Origin of the sequence: Streptomyces sp. NBC_01171 (assembly GCF_045039805.1) — a bacterium.
Classification (GTDB): domain Bacteria; phylum Actinomycetota; class Actinomycetes; order Streptomycetales; family Streptomycetaceae; genus Streptomyces.
The window spans coordinates 2,558,671-2,574,204 of record NZ_CP108609.1; the positions used below are offsets into that span (position 1 = coordinate 2,558,671).

Here is a 15,534-nt window from a genome sequence, read left to right on the forward strand (position 1 = left end):
CGCACGCGGGCGGTGGTGGCTCAGCGGGCGTCCGGTGGCTGATACATCCCCCACACCGAGCGCAGCGTGTCGCAGACCTCACCCAGGGTGGCGTGGGCGCGCAGGGCGCGTTTCATGGGTGGGAGGACGTTGGCCGTGCCCTCGGCGGCCTCGCGAAGGTCGGTCAGGGCGGCGTCGGCGGTACGGGTGTCGCGGCGGGATCGCAGCCGGGCGAGGCGTTCGCGCTGGCGGGTCTCCAGGGCGGGGTCCACGCGGAGCGGGGTGTAGGGCTCCTCCTCGTCCAGGCGGAAGCGGTTCACGCCGACGACGACCCGCTCCCCGGACTCCGTCTCGCGGGCGATCCGGTACGCGTTCCGCTCGATCTCGCCCTTCTGGTAACCGAGTTCGATGGCCGCCTCCGCCCCGCCCAGTTCCTCGACCCGGCGCAGCAGCCCCAGCGCGGCCCGCTCCACGTCGTCGGTGAGCCGCTCCACCGCGTACGACCCGGCGAAGGGGTCGACGGTCGCGGTCACGTCGGTCTCGTGGGCGAGGATCTGCTGGGTGCGCAGGGCGAGGCGGGCACTCTTGTCGGTGGGCAGCGCGAGGGCCTCGTCGAAGGCGTTGGTGTGCAGGGACTGGGTGCCGCCGAGGACCGCCGCGAGCGCCTGTACGGCGACCCGGACGAGGTTCGCCTCCGGCTGCTGGGCGGTGAGCTGGACCCCGGCGGTCTGGGTGTGGAAGCGCAGCATCCATGATTTCGGGTCCCGCGCCCCGAACTCCTCCCGCATGATCCGGGCCCACATCCGGCGCGCGGCACGGAACTTGGCGATCTCCTCCAGCAGGGTCGTACGCGCCACGAAGAAGAAGGACAGGCGCGGCGCGAAGTCGTCCACCTCCATGCCGGCCGCGAGCGCGGCGCGCACGTAGGCGACCGCGTCCGCCAGCGTGAAGGCGATCTCCTGCGCGGGCGAGGCTCCGGCCTCGGCCATGTGGTAGCCGGAGATCGAGATGGTGTTCCACCTCGGCAGCGCGTCGGCGCAGTAGGCGAAGAGGTCGGCGGTCAGCCGCAGCGAGGGGCGGGGCGGGAAGATGTAGGTGCCGCGGGCGATGTACTCCTTGAGGATGTCGTTCTGGACGGTGCCGGTCAGACGGTCGCCCCTGATGCCCCGCTCTTCCGCCACCAGCTCGTACAGGAGCAGCAGCACGGCCGCCGGGGCGTTGATCGTCATCGAGGTGGAGACCTGGTCCAGCGGAATCCCGTCGAACAGCTCCCGCATGTCCTCGATCGAGTCCACCGCCACCCCGACCCGGCCGACCTCGCCGCGTACGAGGGGCGCGTCGGAGTCGTACCCCATCTGGGTCGGCAGGTCGAAGGCGACCGAGAGGCCGGTGACGCCGTGGGCGATCAGGTCCCGGTAGCGGGCGCCCGACTCGGCGGCGGTGCCGAACCCGGCGTACTGGCGCATGGTCCAGGGGCGGCCGGTGTACATGGTCGGGTACACGCCACGGGTGTAGGGGTACGCGCCCGGTTCGCCCAGCTCGGTGGCGGGGTCCCAGCCGGTCAGTGCCTCGGGGCCGTAGACCGGCTCGATCGGCGTGCCCGACTCCGACTCTCGCGCCATGGCTGCCTCCGGAGGACTGCGCTCGCCTTCCACGATGCCTCGTTGTTCGGCGGCGGGCGCGCGGGGGAAGCATCCTCGGCATGAGGATTCCGGGGAGAACCGTCGCCCTGTTCGCCTCGGCCGCCGCCCTCGCCGTGGCGCTCGGAGGGTGCAAGCCGCCGCCGGAGGGGGCGGACGGGAAGCCCCAGTACCCGGTCCACTTCGACACGCCGTCGGGCCGGCCCCACACCGCCGGGGGCGCCCGGGTGCTGTTCTCGCGCGGGGACAGCGGGACCGGCGTGCGGGAGCTCCAGGCCCGGCTCCGTCAGGTGGAGTGGCTGAACGACGGGCCGACCGGGGAGTACGACGACCTCACCGAGCAGGCGGTCAGCGGGTTCCAGGGCAAGCGCGGGCTGCCCCGTACGGGCCGCGTGGACCCCGTCACCTGGCAGCGGCTCCAGGCCATGACGCACCGGCCGGGCAAGTGGGAGCTGTATCTGATGGGCGGCCAGCCCGCCGCCGCGCCCGACCCGCGCTGTCTGACCGGGCGGGTGCTGTGCGTGAGCAAGACCAGCCGGACCCTGCGGTGGATGGTCGACGGCCGGACGCTCACCACGGTCTCGGTCCGCTTCGGCTCGCAGTACACCCCGACCCGCGAGGGTGTGTTCAGCATCTACTGGAAGTCCCTGCACCATGTGTCGACGCTCTACGACTCCCCCATGCCGTACGCCATGTTCTTCAGCGGCGGCCAGGCGATCCACTACTCCTACGACTTCGCGGCGCACGGGTACGCGGGCGGTTCGCACGGGTGCGTGAACGTCCGGGACGAGGGGGCGATCGCGTCGCTCTTCGCGCAGGTCCGCAACGGCGACCGGGTCGTGGTCTACCGGTGAGGTGAGTGGGGGCGCGGGCGGGACCGGGGGAACGTGTCCCGCCCGCGCCGGTGCACGAGCCGTGAGGTACGGGGGGAACCCCGGCTCAGTGCGACGGCCGATGACCAGTCGGCTCACTCAGTACTGCGTCGTCGCGCCCAGAAACGTCACACCTTTCCGAAACAAATTTTCGGAACTGGCAAAGCCGCAGGTCAGAAGGGATTTGGCGGGTCGAGGGAAAGTTGAGGTGGAGGCGGGGGCGGGGGGTGCGGCCGTCGTCGTCGCCCTGGTCGTCGTCGTGTCGGCCGCTCGTCTCCTCGTCGCCCTTGCCGTCCGTGTCCCGGTGATCGTGGGTGCGGCCGTTCACCTCGGCGGCGGCGAGCAGGGCCCGGCAGTAGACCTCGACCCGGGTCGGGCCGCCCGCGAGGCCCTCCAGGGTCCGCCGGTTCCCGGCGTCCGGCTCCCGGCCTTCCCGCAGGTCACGGCAGGCCGTGGCGGCGGCCCACCAGCGGGCGCCGGGGCGGTGCGAGGGCTCGCCGGATGAGGGCTGGCCCGTGGCCTCACCCGTGCTCCCGGCCTCGTCGCGGGAGGCATCGGGTGCCGGTGCGCGGGGGGTGGCGTCCGGGGTGCCCGAGGTGCCGGGTGAGGGGGTCGGGGATGCCGGGTCACTGGGCCGGGCCGGGCTCTCGGCGGCGGAGACGGAGGCGCCGGGCCGGGGGGCGTCGTGCCGGAACGAGCCGGGCAGCACCCCGCTCCCCGCGGCCACCGCGACCCCGCCCAGCGTGCCGGCGGCCAGCGCCGCGGCGAGGCCGAGCCGGACGGGCCGGCCCCAGCGGGAGCGGCGGGCGGCGGGTGCGGGGGCGCCGATGCGGACGAGGCCCGCGTCGCCGTACCCGTACGCGCCCTCACGCGGGGCGGTGACCCGCGCGTCCCGGAACGCGGCCAACGCGGCCTTCTCACCGGGGAGTTCACCGAGCGCGGGGGCACCCTGGGCGGCCAGTGCGCCGAGCAGTCCGGCGAGCCGGCCGGCGGGGACGCGGGCGTCGTCGTCGACGGCTTCCAACGGCTCACCGCGCAGCAGACGTTCCGACGTCTCACCGTCCAGCCACTTGTCGTGCTCGTCGGCCATCACATGTCCTTCTGCGTCCGCGTACGCGTATGCGTCACACTCGCGGACCGCACCGCGCCACCGCGCGGCGTTCGCTGGGGCGGGAGCGCGTCGAGCCCTCCCGTCGATTCCGGATCGGCGCCGAGGAGTTCGGCCAGCCGCTTCAGCCCCCGGTGCGCGGCGGTACGGACGGCGCCCGCGCGCTTGCCGAGCGTCTCGGCGGCGGTCTTGGCGTCGAGCCCGACCACCACGCGCAGCACGACGGCCTCGGCCTGGTCCTGCGGGAGCCGGGCGATGAGGGAGAGGGTGCCGTCGGTGGTCAGGGCCTCGATGGCCTCACCGGCGGTGTCCGACTCGGCCGCTCTGCCGGTCAGTTCGGTCTCGTCGCCGCCTATCAGGGGGCGGCGGCCGCGCATCCGTATGTGGTCCAGGGCGCGGTTGCGGGCTATCCGCGCGGCCCAGCCCCGGAAGCGGTCGGCGTCCCCGCTGAACCGGTCGAGGTCGCGCGCGATCTGGAGCCACGCCTCGGACGTGACGTCCTCGGCGTCCAAGTCGCCCACCAGCGTGCGCACATAGCCGAGCAGCCGTGGATGCACCGCCCGGTACACCGTACGGAACGCGGTCTCGTCCCCCGCCTGGGCCACGCGCACCGCGGCCGTCAACTCCGCGTCGTCCCCCTGCACCGCACTCCCTTTACGCCCGTCACTCGGTCGGCGCGAAAGGCACGTTACGGCCTGAAACCGCTGCTCGTCCATGTCTGTGGAAGATGCAACTGACTCGTGACACGCCCAGGTGTGACATAGGACGCGGCCATGACGCAGAACAACATGACGGACCGCCCGCGGTCCGCACCACGCAACGGCCGGGGTCTCTCCTGTGGGGGGTGGCGACCCCGGCCGTTGCTCTGACCGCCGGCCCTCCGTCCAGGCACCCCGAGTCGGATTCGCCGGACGGACGCCATTCGAGCCGGTGTGCCGGGCCGTTCGTGCCACCCGCTGCCCCGCGAGCGCTGACATGCACCCCTACCGGCGCGCGCGTAGCGTGGCAGAAACGCGGGCCGACACATTTCCGGGGGGCCGGAGGTATCAGCCATGGGCACAGTGACCACGCCTGACGGCACCAGCATCTTCTACGTCGACTGGGGCCCCCGGGACGCCCAGCCGATCGTCTTCCACCACGGCTGGCCCTTGAGCCACGAGGACTGGGACAACCAGTTGCTGTACTTCCTGTCCAAGGGCTATCGCGTCATCGCCCACGACCGCCGCGGTCACGGACGCTCCAGCCAGCCGTCGACCGGGCACGACATGGACACCTACGCCGCCGACGTGGCCGCCCTGACCGACGCGCTGGATCTGAAGGACGCGGTGCACATCGGGCACTCCACCGGGGGCGGCGAGGTGGTCCGCTACGTGGCGCGGGCCAAGCCGGGCCGGGTGTCCAAGGCGGTCATCTCCAACGCGGTGCCCCCGGTCATGGTCAAGAAGGACAGCAACCCCGAGGGCACCCCGATCGAGGCTTTCGACGAGCTGCGCGAGGCGCTCGCCGCCAACCGCGCACAGTTCTACATCGACGTCCCCACGGGCCCGTTCTACGGCTTCAACCGGCCCGGCGCCGAGGTGTCGCAGGGGCTCATCGACCGCTGGTGGTGGCAGGGGATGAGGGGTGCGGCGAACGCGCACTACGAATGCATCAAGGCTTTCTCCGAGACCGACTTCACCGAGGACCTCAAGAGCATCGACGTCCCGGTGCTCGTCCTGCACGGTACCGACGACCAAGTGGTGCCCTACGAGGACTCCGCGCCGAAGTCCGCCGCGCTGCTGAAGAACGCGACGCTCAAGAGCTACGAGGGATGGCCCCACGGAATGCTGTCGCTCCACCCGGACGTCCTCAACCCGGAGATCCTCTCCTTCATCGAGGGGTGATCACCCGCGCGACCGGCTTCCGCCCCGACCCCCTCGGCTCTGGGTGTAATGTAAGTTGTTACATCCAGGCGGCGTCGACGCCGGCCCGCAGTGCATGGAGGATCCGGTGGGAAAGCTCGAAGGAAAGACGGCCGTCGTCACCGGCGGTAACAGTGGGATCGGCCTTGCGACCGCCAAGCGGTTCGCCGACGAGGGCGCGCACGTCTTCATCACCGGCCGCCGCCAGGAGGCGCTCGACGCGGCGGTGGCCGAGATCGGCAAGAACGTCACGGGGGTCCGGGGAGACATCTCGAACCTGGCTGACATCGACCGCCTGTACGAGGCGGTGGCGGAGAGCGGCCGTCGCATCGACGTGCTGTTCGCCAACGCCGGCGGCGGTGAGTTCGCCACCCTGGAGGACCTGACGGAGGAGCACTTCGACTCGACCTTCGGTATCAATGTCAAGGGCACGCTGTTCACGGTCCAGAAGGCGCTTCCGCTGCTGAACGACGGCGCCTCGGTGATCCTCACCGGGAGCACGGCGCGAGGGGAGGAGGCGTTCGGCGTCTACGCCGCCTCGAAGGCCGCCATCCGCTCCTTCTCCCGCACGTGGGCGAACGAACTGAGCGATCGGGCGATCCGCGTCAACACGCTGGCGCCGGGGCCGACCGACACTCCGGGGATCGCGGGCCTCGCGCCCGACGCGGAGTCGGCCGCGAAGATGCGGGACGGCTTCGTGAGTCAGGTTCCGCTGGGCCGTATGGGGCGCCCGGAGGAGGTCGCGGATGTGGCGCTGTTCCTCGCCGGCGACCAGAGCACGTTCGTCACCGGTGTCGAACTCTTCGTCGACGGAGGTCAGCGGCAGGTGTGACGACGGGCTCAGCCGGCGACGCGTCGCTCCCCCTGCACGTCGCGGAGGACGTCGGCGATCGAGATCGCGGCGAGTTCGTCCCGCACTGCGTCGTCCAGGCGGGCGTACACCGAGTTCAGTACCGGCCTGATGCCGAAGCCGACGGGACAGGCCTCGTTGGGCGGAGTGCGGTGCAGGGCGAACAGTCCGTTGCCCTCCACCGCGCCGTACACGTCCCGCAGCGTGATCGACTCGGGTTCCAGGGCCAGGGTCCATCCGGCTTTGGCACCCCGCTTGCCGTGGACGATGCCCGCGTCGCGGAGTTCCATCAGACAGCGGCGGATCACGACGGGATTGGTGTTGACGCTGTCGGCGATGCGCTGCGACGTCGCGATCGTCTCTTCGTCGAGCCGGTCCAGGGCCATCCACGCCAGCACGTGAACGGCGATGCTCATCCTGCTGTTGGCACTCATCAGCCCGGCCGACCCTTCCTCAATCGTAACTTTTGATGTTACACCGACCGCACGGGGTGCGGGTCGCAAGGGCCTGGCCGGGTCACTCACCCCGGTGCGCCGCCGGGAACCGGGGGAGGACGTGGTTCGGCGAGCGGCCGGCTCAGCAGGCCCCCGTCGCCTCCCGGCACAGGCCCCGGAGGGAGCCCTCCCCCGTGAAGGCGAGTCGCGCCTCCTCCAGGGGGTCCCACAGGCGGCCGTCGGGGGTGCGGAGCCAGTGGGCATCCCCCGGTGCGCACCACTCCGCGCCCGTTTCGCGGGCGATGACCTCGCCGGTGTAGGCGCCGAAGCCGCGGAGGACATGGGCGACGGCCTCGTACGGGGGGTGGTCGTGGCGGAGTTCCTCGATGACGCGGTCCAGGCGCCAGAGGCTCTGGGGCGAGTAGTCGAGGCGTAGGCGGGCGCCCTCGCGCATGGTGGCGACCGTGTCCGCGGCCCACCGCGCGGGGCGTGCCGCGGCGGAGGGGCGGTAGTCCGTCTGCGTTGTTGCGTACTGGGTAGTCACACAGGGGTCAGCGGTCCTGACCGGCCGCGCGTCACACGATTCGGCGCCGATCGGGCAACCGGCGCAGGACCGCCCCATCGTGCCGACAGGACGGACACAGAACCCACCCCGAGTTCAGGTTTGAGCCTGAGCCCGCGCCCGCCGCGACACCACCGCCCGCAGCACCCGCCGCCCCTCCCCCGACACGTCCAGCGCCCGCCGCAACCCCTGCGGGCCGTGCTCGGCGAGGAGTTGGAGGACGACCGTCTGCCGCCCCAGCTCGGCGGCGACCAGCGGCAGCGCGTCATCGGTGTCCTCGGCGGACCCACAAGCCGGGTCCAGCAACCGGTGCACCCGCAGCGAGGCCGACGAGCACGCCTCGGCCCACTCCCGCAGCCCGTCCCCGTCCCGCTCGGCCGGAGCCGACAGCAGCATCCCCCGCGCCACCTCCGCCGCCTCGTCCGCGCCGGAACCAGGCTCCGCAGGACCCAGCGCGGCCCGCACCTTCGCAAGGCTCTCGGACCAGTCGGAGTCGTCCACGAGATGCGCCCACAGCGGACGCAGCAACTCGTCGTCGTCGACGAGCAGGGACACGCACCGATCCGAACAAGCCAGCCCGCTCGCGGCCAGCCCGCGTGCGTCGGCTTGCGCGATCAGTTCCTCCAGGCTCATGGAATGCCTCCCTCGCCTGGGCACCGCCTGTACGGAGCCCGCATTTCCCCTTACTGCGTGCGACGGGCCCGGAGTGTCACAGTCACCGGTTTTCAGCCAAGCGCGGCGGACGGCAGCGAGGGCCCCTGGAGCGCCTTCTCGTTCTGCATCCGGGTCAGCTTCAGGACGACCACGGCGGCGAGCGCGGCGGCGACGAGGTCGATGCCGTCGACCACGGCGAGCATCCCCGCCCCGGACTCCACCCGCAGCAGCCGGTCGGCGACCAGCCCGGCCACCCAGGCCGTCCACCACAGGTCGACCAGCCCGTGCCCGGCCGGCCGCCCCTGCGGCGCGCTGGCGTCCCACGCGTCCAGGACGATCCGGCGCGGGAACCAGAAGTTCACGAACGGGATGAACCAGCCGCCGATCGTCCACCCCCGCGCCTTGCTCTGCGAACTCGCGTCGAAGACCTCGGCGTTGACCCGCACCCGCCACAGCCAGCACAGGTACACGACCGCCGTGGCGAGCAGCAGGACCCCCTGCGCGATGTCGAGGACCGATCCGGCCGGAAGAGACGGCTGCGCCAAGTCGGCCCAGATCGCGACCAGGTCACCGACGCCGACCAGCCCCAGCATCACCGCGGTGGCCTGCCCCAGCCCCACCGGCGAGCGCAGCGGCGGGCCCGGCGGTACGAAGGGCACGGCGGGCGCGCAGCGGGCGCACCGCGTCTCCCCGGTGACGGCCTCGGTGCTGTGGCAACTGGCGCAGATCATGAAGGTGTTCCCCCCCGTACGGCTGAAACGGCGTACGCGGCCCTCCCCAGAGCCGCGTACACACGAGCGAACACGGAAACATACGTGTTCAGCCCACTTCCGTCCACTTACCCCAGCCTGTTCGCCAGCTCCTTGAACTGCGGCCAGGACAGAGCCGGTGGCCCCGGGTCCCAGAGCTTCTGCACGGTGGCCCGCAGCGGCATCCGGATGCCGGACGCGACCTGGCTCTCGCTCTGGGCGTTGGGGAAGTCGCACCACACGGCGAAGGAGCCGCCGAGGATCTGGCCGTCGTACTGCGCCGGCACGGCGCTCGTGCCCCGGATCACCCGCGGCGTCCACTGCTGGTAGATCCGCTGGCCGGTCGGGTAGACGAAGTCGTTCGGCTCGCCGAGGACGTAGTACAGGTACTCGTCGTTGTAGTTGTAGACCTTGCGGCCCGCGCTCAAGTAGTCCACCGGGGGCCGGGCGCCGATCTCCTTGCCGGTCCAGTAGGCGACCTGGATGTCCTTGGCGGGCTGGATCGTGGAGTCACGCAGGAAGCCGTCGTTCCACGCCCGCATGGTGCGGTCATGGGCCCGGATGGTGTCCGCGCGGCCGTTCAGCCAGCCGGTGGTGAGGTCGGCGACGTTGCCGTCGGCGCCATAGGCGTCGCGGGCGGCGGCGGCGAGCTGCGGATAGGACGCCTCGGGGTCGGGCACGACCAGCGCCTGGTACTCGTCGCCGCCCAGGTTCCACTTGTCGCCCGGGAACAGGCCCGCGTACTCGTCGAGCAGATCGTCGACGATCTTCGCGGACTCGGGCTTGGAGATGTCGATCGCGCCGCGCGTGGCCTTGCCGTTGACGTTACGGAGCTGGAGGTCGGGGTGGGCGGCGATGACGGCGCCCAGGTGGCCCGGTGAGTCGATCTCGGGCACGACCGTGATGTGCCGGGCGGCGGCCAGGTCGACGATCTTCTTGACCTGCGCCTTGGTGAGATGGTCCTCGGAGACGATCTCGGGGTGGGTGGTGGACTGGATGCGGAACGCCTGGTCGTCCGAGAAGTGCAGTCCCAGCTCGTTGTACTTCAGATCACCCAGCTCGCGTACCCGGTCCTCGATCCAGGTCTCGGAGAACGGTTTGCGCGCGATGTCGAGCATGAAGCCGCGCGAGGGCTTGGCGGGCTCGTCCTTGACCACGCCCTCGGGCGCGGTGCCGCCACCGCGGACCTCCTGCTTGAGGGTCCGGGTCCCGTAGAAGACGCCCGCGTCGGCGGGCCCCCTGATGTCCACCCGGCCGTCGCGCACGGTCATGGTGTACGACTCCGGGTTGCCGCTCCCGCCGAGGCCGAGCCGGACGTCACCGGCCCTGGAGTCGTTCTTCTCGCCCCCGTAGTCGAGGCCCAGTTCACCGGCTATGACCTTGCCCTCGTCGGCCAGCGCCGGGTCGGTGACCACCACCCGGCCGCCGTCCTGCGGCTTCCAGCCCGGCCCGCGGGCCGCGGTGTGCTCCCGCACCGCCGGGATCGTCTGCGGCGCCTTCGACACGGGGTACGAGCGGCTGGGCGAGGGGGTCGGCGGGTCGGCCTGCCGCGAGGCGCCGACCGCGCCCGCGTCCGAGCCTCCACCGGAACCACCCCCTCCGGATGACGCCCACACTCCGACGCCCACCCCGGTCACCACGGTTCCGACGACCGCGGCGGCCATGATGGCCCGCTTCCGCTTGAGCTGCCGTGCCGAAGCACGGTGTCTGTGCTGGCTCACCCTCCCAACGTACGACCGATCCGGGGTTCACCCGTCACCGAGACATTCCGAAACTCTCCCGTCCGAGTGAAATTCGGGCATCAGCCGGACACACAGTGACCACTCTCGATAACGTGTCGGCACATCCTTCACAGGTCCCCCTGCCGTCCCGGCACACCCCTGTCGCCCCCTCCCATGAGGACCCACGCTGCCTGCGCACCGTTCGCCGTATCTCCCGACCCCGCTCGACGCCTTCAACCTGGCGCCGGCCGAGGAGGCCCGCGCGCTGCTCCTGCGCTGTCTGCGCAACGCCCGCTGGGCGCACCGGCTCGCCGAGCACCGCCCCTACCCCGACCTGGCCGCCCTGCTGGCGGCGGCGGACGAGGCGGCCTACGACCTGCGGGTCGTCGACCTGGCCGACGCCCTGGCGAGCGAGTCCCTGCCCGAGCTGCCCGAGGACACCTACTCGGCCGCCCACACCGCGCTGGGCGCGGCGCACGCCGCCTACGAGGCCCGCTTCGGCCATGTCTTCGTGATCGCACCGGGCGGCGCCTCCCCCGAGGAGGCGCTGGACCGGGTCCTGGAGGGCATCCGGTCACGATTGGCGAACGATCCCGAGGACGAGCGGGTGATCGCCGCCGAGGAACTGCGGGGCCTGGCCCGGCACCGGCTCACGGCTCATCTGGGCACCGTCGCCACCCGCGCGACCAGCCACTACGCGCCCCGGCCGGGCGTATAAGGGGCGAACCGGTCCTGATCCGCACGAGCCGGAATGCCACAAGCGGCCGGATCACCCGAAACAGGCCCCCCGTCCGTCGCGCCGCGCCTCATGGATACGATGCTGAGGGCCGGTGGACCGTACCCGGCCGGGCCCGACCGACAGTGAAGCCGGCGCGGCCCTAGTCCCCGCATCCGGAGGGTTCTTCCGTGCCGGCTGGAACGTTGTACCGCGGCCGGGAAGGTATGTGGTCCTGGGTGGCTCATCGAGTCACCGGCGTCCTCATTTTCTTCTTCCTGTTCGTTCACGTGCTGGACACCGCTCTCGTGCGTGTCTCCCCCGAGGACTACGACAAGGTCGTAGCCACGTACAAGACCCCGATCGTCGCGCTGCTGGAGTACGGCCTCGTGGCCGCCATCCTCTTCCACGCGCTCAACGGTCTGCGCGTCATCGCCGTCGACTTCTGGTCGAAGGGCCCGCGCTACCAGAAGCAGATGCTGTGGAGCGTCCTCGGCGTCTGGATCATCCTGATGGCCGGCGCCCTGTACCCGGTCCTCGGCCACGCCGCTCGTGTCCTGTTCGGGAGCTGACGCCGATGTCCACCTCTGAAATCAACCTGACGGGCTCCTCCGCGGACGCCGCCGAGGACGCCTACGCGCTCTCCCTCGACGCACCGCGCTCGCGCACCCGCACCAAGAAGACCCCGAAGTCCACACGGGGCAACTTCGAGATGGCCGCCTGGCTCTTCATGCGCCTGTCCGGCATCGTGCTGGTCGTCCTGGTCCTGGGCCACCTGCTGATCCAGCTCGTGCTGGACGGCGGCGTGTCCAAGATCGGCTTCGCCTTCGTGGCCGGCCGCTGGGCGTCCCCGTTCTGGCAGGTCTGGGACCTGCTGATGCTGTGGCTGGCGATGCTGCACGGCGCCAACGGCCTGCGCACGGTCATCAACGACTACGCGGAGCGCGTGAACACCCGCCTGTGGCTCAAGGGCCTGCTCTACACGGCCACGGTGTTCACCATCCTGCTGGGCACGCTGGTGATCTTCACCTTCGACCCGAACATCCGCTAGGCACGGGGCTGCGAGAATCATGAAGATCCACAAGTACGACACCGTCATCGTCGGCGCCGGTGGCGCGGGCATGCGCGCGGCCATCGAGTCCACCAAGCGCAGCCGCACCGCCGTGCTGACCAAGCTCTACCCCACCCGCTCCCACACGGGCGCCGCGCAGGGCGGCATGGCCGCCGCGCTGGCCAACGTGGAGGAGGACAACTGGGAGTGGCACACCTTCGACACGGTCAAGGGCGGTGACTACCTGGTCGACCAGGACGCCGCCGAGATCCTCGCGAAGGAGGCCATCGACGCGGTCCTCGACCTGGAGAAGATGGGCCTGCCGTTCAACCGGACGCCCAACGGGACGATCGACCAGCGCCGCTTCGGCGGTCACTCCCGCAACCACGGCGAGGCCCCGGTCCGCCGGTCCTGCTACGCGGCCGACCGCACCGGCCACATGATCCTCCAGACGCTGTACCAGAACTGCGTCAAGGAGGGCGTGGAGTTCTTCAACGAGTTCTACGTGCTGGACCAGCTCATCACCGAGGTCGACGGCGTCAAGACGTCCTCGGGCGTGGTGGCGTACGAGCTGGCCACCGGCGAGATCCACGTCTTCCAGGCGAAGTCCGTGATCTACGCGTCCGGCGGCACCGGCAAGTTCTTCAAGGTGACGTCCAACGCGCACACCCTGACCGGTGACGGCCAGGCCGCGTGCTTCCGCCGGGGCATCCCGCTGGAGGACATGGAGTTCTTCCAGTTCCACCCGACCGGCATCTGGCGCATGGGCATCCTGCTCACCGAGGGTGCCCGCGGTGAGGGCGGCATCCTGCGCAACAAGGACGGCGAGCGCTTCATGGAGAAGTACGCGCCGGTCATGAAGGACCTCGCGTCCCGTGACGTCGTCTCGCGCTCGATCTACACCGAGATCCGCGAGGGCCGGGGCTGCGGTCCCGAGGGTGACCACGTCTACCTCGACCTCACCCACCTGCCGCCGGAGCAGCTCGACGCGAAGCTCCCGGACATCACCGAGTTCGCGCGCACCTACCTGGGCATCGAGCCGTACACGGACCCGATCCCGATCCAGCCCACCGCGCACTACGCGATGGGCGGCATCCCGACCAACGTCGAGGGTGAGGTCCTGTCGGACAACACCACCGTCGTGCCGGGCCTGTACGCGGCCGGCGAGGTCGCCTGTGTCTCCGTGCACGGCGCCAACCGCCTGGGCACCAACTCGCTGCTGGACATCAACGTGTTCGGCCGCCGCGCGGGCATCGCCGCCGCCGACTACGCCCACACCGTGGACTTCGTCGACCTGCCGGAGAACCCGGCCGGGATGGTCGTCGCGCAGATCGAGCGGCTGCGGGACGCCACGGGCACCGAGCGGGTCGCGGACATCCGCCGCGAGCTGCAGGAGACCATGGACGCCAACGTGATGGTGTTCCGCACCGAGCAGACGATCAAGACGGCGGTCGAGAAGATCGCCGAGCTGCGCGAGCGGTACCTGAACGTGTCGATCCAGGACAAGGGCAAGCGGTTCAACACCGACCTGCTGGAGGCCATCGAGCTGGGCAACCTGCTGGAGCTGGCCGAGGTCATGGCAATCTCCGCACTGGCCCGCAAGGAGTCCCGCGGCGGTCACTACCGCGAGGACTACCCGAACCGCGACGACGTCAACTTCATGCGCCACACGATGGCGTACCGCGAGGTGGGCGACGACGGCTCGGAGACCGTGCGTCTCGACTACAAGCCGGTCGTCCAGACCCGCTACCAGCCGATGGAGCGTAAGTACTGATGGCTACCCCTGTTCTGGACAAGGCCGAGGCGGCCTCCGCCACGTCCCCCTACATCACGGTCACCCTCCGCATCCGCCGGTTCAACCCGGAGGTCGCGGCGGAGCCCCACTGGGAAGACTTCCAGTTGGAGATGGACCCCAAGGAGCGCGTCCTCGACGGGCTCAACAAGATCAAGTGGGACCTCGACGGCACGCTGACCTTCCGCCGTTCCTGCGCCCACGGCATCTGCGGGTCCGACGCGATGCGGATCAACGGCAAGAACCGTCTGGCCTGCAAGACGCTGATCAAGGACGTCAACCCCGGGAAGCCGATCACGGTCGAGCCCATCAAGGGCCTGACCGCGCTCAAGGACCTCGTGGTCGACATGGAGCCGTTCTTCCAGGCGTACCGGGACGTCATGCCGTTCCTGGTCACCAACGACACCAACGAGCCGACCCGTGAGCGGCTCCAGTCGGCGGAGGACCGCGAGCGGTTCGACGACACCACGAAGTGCATCCTGTGCGCCGCGTGCACCTCGTCGTGCCCGGTGTTCTGGAACGACGGCCAGTACTTCGGTCCGGCCGCGATCGTGAACGCCCACCGCTTCATCTTCGACTCTCGCGACGATGCCGGTGAGCAGCGCCTGGAGATCCTCAACGACCGCGACGGCGTGTGGCGCTGCCGCACGACCTTCAACTGCACGGACGCCTGCCCGCGCGGTATCGAGGTCACGAAGGCGATCCAGGAAGTCAAGCGGGCGCTGATCACGCGGCGCTTCTAAATTCATGCCGCGAGGGCCCCGTTCCGACTCCCGGAACGGGGCCCTTTGCCGTCGGCGGACACGTACGGGTGAAGGTGATCGATCGGGACGTAGGGGGGCGGTACGGCCTACGATGATGGCCTCGACCAGCCCCTGGGAGGCATCGCGATGTCCGCAGCATCCGTAGAGCAGCCCTTCGCCGACGACGAGCCGTTCTCGCTGACGGCGATCGCCGCCGAGATCATGGAGCGCCATCCGGGCTACCGCGTCGAGATCATCGGAGGCCACCTCCTCGTGACACCGTCCCCGGATGCCCCGCACGCCCGTGCCCTGACCGGCCTCATGCAGCCGTTCCTCTTGGCCGGCCTGTTCGGCGGCGAAGCCGATGTGGTCCAGAACGTCTCGATCTGGCTCCCCGGAGGGGAGGACTACGCCATCCCGGACCTCGCCGTCGTGGACGGTGACATCGACGATCACCTGATCGAAGGCACCGCCTACGACCCGGTCTGTTTCCGTCTCGTCCTCGAAGTGACCTCCGGCAACTGGAAAGACGATCTGAAGACCAAGGTCGGCGCCTACGCCCAGGCCAAGGTGCCGGTCTACGTCGTCGTGGACCGTAAGCACCAGCGTCTCCACGTGCTCACCGAGCCCGCCGAGGGAACGTACGGGACCCACCGCATCCACTTCCCCGGCGAGACCGTCACCCTCCCCGACTCCATCGGAGCGAAGGTCACCCTGGACGTGGCCGCGATCATCGAGGCGGGACGCCCGCGTCGCTAGCCTG

General features: G+C 70.6%; 17 protein-coding genes. 9 read left to right on the forward strand and 8 right to left on the reverse strand.

Annotated elements, in window-relative coordinates; all coding sequences use genetic code 11:
* Positions 1-20 precede the first annotated feature (20 nt).
* Positions 21-1,601, reverse strand: coding sequence for a methylmalonyl-CoA mutase (locus OG448_RS11580; protein WP_405553309.1), 1,581 nt, complete (start codon positions 1,599-1,601; stop codon positions 21-23).
* Positions 1,602-1,681: 80 nt separating this feature from the next.
* Here OG448_RS11580 and OG448_RS11585 point away from each other — a divergent pair, with 80 nt between their 5' ends.
* Complete coding sequence (locus OG448_RS11585) at positions 1,682-2,473, forward strand: L,D-transpeptidase family protein (protein WP_405553310.1); 792 nt, start codon at positions 1,682-1,684, stop codon at positions 2,471-2,473.
* A gap of 85 nt (positions 2,474-2,558) precedes the next feature.
* Here the strand turns inward: OG448_RS11585 and OG448_RS11590 are convergent, their stop codons facing one another.
* Positions 2,559-3,581 (reverse strand): hypothetical protein, encoded by a 1,023-nt coding sequence (locus OG448_RS11590; protein ID WP_405553312.1) that lies wholly within the window; start codon positions 3,579-3,581, stop codon positions 2,559-2,561.
* Entirely contained in the window at positions 3,581-4,243 is a 663-nt protein-coding gene (locus tag OG448_RS11595) for an RNA polymerase sigma factor (RefSeq protein ID WP_405553314.1), read from the reverse strand. The genes OG448_RS11590 and OG448_RS11595 overlap by 1 nt, the downstream gene beginning before the upstream one ends.
* Before the next feature lie 408 nt (positions 4,244-4,651).
* Between OG448_RS11595 and OG448_RS11600 the strand changes: the two genes are divergently transcribed.
* Together OG448_RS11600 and OG448_RS11605 are read left to right on the forward strand one after the other, a co-directional pair.
* Entirely contained in the window at positions 4,652-5,482 is an 831-nt protein-coding gene (locus OG448_RS11600; protein WP_405553316.1) for an alpha/beta fold hydrolase, read from the forward strand.
* A 106-nt stretch (positions 5,483-5,588) separates the two neighbouring features.
* The gene (locus OG448_RS11605) at positions 5,589-6,332 is read left to right on the forward strand and encodes an SDR family oxidoreductase (RefSeq protein WP_405553318.1); all 744 of its coding nucleotides are present in this window, start codon (positions 5,589-5,591) and stop codon (positions 6,330-6,332) included.
* An 8-nt stretch (positions 6,333-6,340) separates the two neighbouring features.
* Here the strand turns inward: OG448_RS11605 and OG448_RS11610 are convergent, their stop codons facing one another.
* The 5 genes from OG448_RS11610 to OG448_RS11630 all read right to left on the reverse strand — a co-directional run bounded on the left by OG448_RS11610 (position 6,341) and on the right by OG448_RS11630 (position 10,413).
* Entirely contained in the window at positions 6,341-6,784 is a 444-nt protein-coding gene (locus tag OG448_RS11610) for an Rrf2 family transcriptional regulator (RefSeq protein WP_405553319.1), read from the reverse strand.
* 142 nt (positions 6,785-6,926) lie between these two features.
* Entirely contained in the window at positions 6,927-7,328 is a 402-nt protein-coding gene (locus OG448_RS11615; RefSeq protein ID WP_405553320.1) for a hypothetical protein, read from the reverse strand.
* Positions 7,329-7,442: 114 nt separating this feature from the next.
* Entirely contained in the window at positions 7,443-7,979 is a 537-nt protein-coding gene (locus OG448_RS11620; protein ID WP_405553321.1) for a hypothetical protein, read from the reverse strand.
* Positions 7,980-8,071: 92 nt separating this feature from the next.
* A complete protein-coding gene (locus tag OG448_RS11625) occupies positions 8,072-8,731 on the reverse strand; it encodes a DUF4328 domain-containing protein (RefSeq protein ID WP_405553323.1) in 660 nt (219 codons plus the stop codon).
* 107 nt (positions 8,732-8,838) lie between these two features.
* The gene (locus OG448_RS11630) at positions 8,839-10,413 is read right to left on the reverse strand and encodes a beta-N-acetylhexosaminidase (RefSeq protein ID WP_405558775.1); all 1,575 of its coding nucleotides are present in this window, start codon (positions 10,411-10,413) and stop codon (positions 8,839-8,841) included.
* Between the two features lie 244 nt (positions 10,414-10,657).
* On the opposite strand from OG448_RS11630, the gene OG448_RS11635 reads away from it, so the two are divergent.
* From OG448_RS11635 to OG448_RS11660, 6 genes are all read left to right on the forward strand, one after another.
* A complete protein-coding gene (locus OG448_RS11635) occupies positions 10,658-11,188 on the forward strand; it encodes a 2-oxo-4-hydroxy-4-carboxy-5-ureidoimidazoline decarboxylase (protein ID WP_405558777.1) in 531 nt (176 codons plus the stop codon).
* A 188-nt stretch (positions 11,189-11,376) separates the two neighbouring features.
* Positions 11,377-11,757, forward strand: a complete 381-nt coding sequence (gene sdhC, locus OG448_RS11640) for a succinate dehydrogenase, cytochrome b556 subunit (RefSeq protein WP_037774792.1) — start codon at positions 11,377-11,379, stop codon at positions 11,755-11,757.
* A 5-nt stretch (positions 11,758-11,762) separates the two neighbouring features.
* Positions 11,763-12,236, forward strand: coding sequence for a succinate dehydrogenase hydrophobic membrane anchor subunit (locus OG448_RS11645; RefSeq protein WP_030806556.1), 474 nt, complete (start codon positions 11,763-11,765; stop codon positions 12,234-12,236).
* Positions 12,237-12,255: 19 nt separating this feature from the next.
* The gene (sdhA, locus tag OG448_RS11650) at positions 12,256-14,010 is read left to right on the forward strand and encodes a succinate dehydrogenase flavoprotein subunit (RefSeq protein WP_405553325.1); all 1,755 of its coding nucleotides are present in this window, start codon (positions 12,256-12,258) and stop codon (positions 14,008-14,010) included.
* Positions 14,010-14,771 carry a succinate dehydrogenase iron-sulfur subunit gene (locus OG448_RS11655; protein WP_405553327.1) on the forward strand — a complete coding sequence of 254 codons (762 nt, stop codon included), beginning with the start codon at positions 14,010-14,012 and terminating at the stop codon, positions 14,769-14,771. The genes sdhA and OG448_RS11655 overlap by 1 nt, the downstream gene beginning before the upstream one ends.
* Before the next feature lie 147 nt (positions 14,772-14,918).
* Positions 14,919-15,530: a Uma2 family endonuclease gene (locus tag OG448_RS11660; RefSeq protein ID WP_405553329.1), complete on the forward strand. Its 612-nt coding sequence runs from the start codon at positions 14,919-14,921 to the stop codon at positions 15,528-15,530.
* Positions 15,531-15,534 lie beyond the last annotated feature (4 nt).

Coding starts and splice junctions, on each gene's coding strand:
- OG448_RS11580 (WP_405553309.1), bottom strand. CDS start 1,601: ATGGCGCGAGAGTCGGAGTCGGGCACGCCGATCGAGCCGGTCTACGGC.
- OG448_RS11585 (WP_405553310.1), top strand. CDS start 1,682: ATGAGGATTCCGGGGAGAACCGTCGCCCTGTTCGCCTCGGCCGCCGCC.
- OG448_RS11590 (WP_405553312.1), bottom strand. CDS start 3,581: ATGGCCGACGAGCACGACAAGTGGCTGGACGGTGAGACGTCGGAACGT.
- OG448_RS11600 (WP_405553316.1), top strand. CDS start 4,652: ATGGGCACAGTGACCACGCCTGACGGCACCAGCATCTTCTACGTCGAC.
- OG448_RS11610 (WP_405553319.1), bottom strand. CDS start 6,784: ATGAGTGCCAACAGCAGGATGAGCATCGCCGTTCACGTGCTGGCGTGG.
- OG448_RS11620 (WP_405553321.1), bottom strand. CDS start 7,979: ATGAGCCTGGAGGAACTGATCGCGCAAGCCGACGCACGCGGGCTGGCC.
- OG448_RS11625 (WP_405553323.1), bottom strand. CDS start 8,731: ATGATCTGCGCCAGTTGCCACAGCACCGAGGCCGTCACCGGGGAGACG.
- OG448_RS11630 (WP_405558775.1), bottom strand. CDS start 10,413: ATGGCCGCCGCGGTCGTCGGAACCGTGGTGACCGGGGTGGGCGTCGGA.
- OG448_RS11645 (WP_030806556.1), top strand. CDS start 11,763: ATGTCCACCTCTGAAATCAACCTGACGGGCTCCTCCGCGGACGCCGCC.
- sdhA (WP_405553325.1), top strand. CDS start 12,256: ATGAAGATCCACAAGTACGACACCGTCATCGTCGGCGCCGGTGGCGCG.
- OG448_RS11655 (WP_405553327.1), top strand. CDS start 14,010: ATGGCTACCCCTGTTCTGGACAAGGCCGAGGCGGCCTCCGCCACGTCC.
- OG448_RS11660 (WP_405553329.1), top strand. CDS start 14,919: ATGTCCGCAGCATCCGTAGAGCAGCCCTTCGCCGACGACGAGCCGTTC.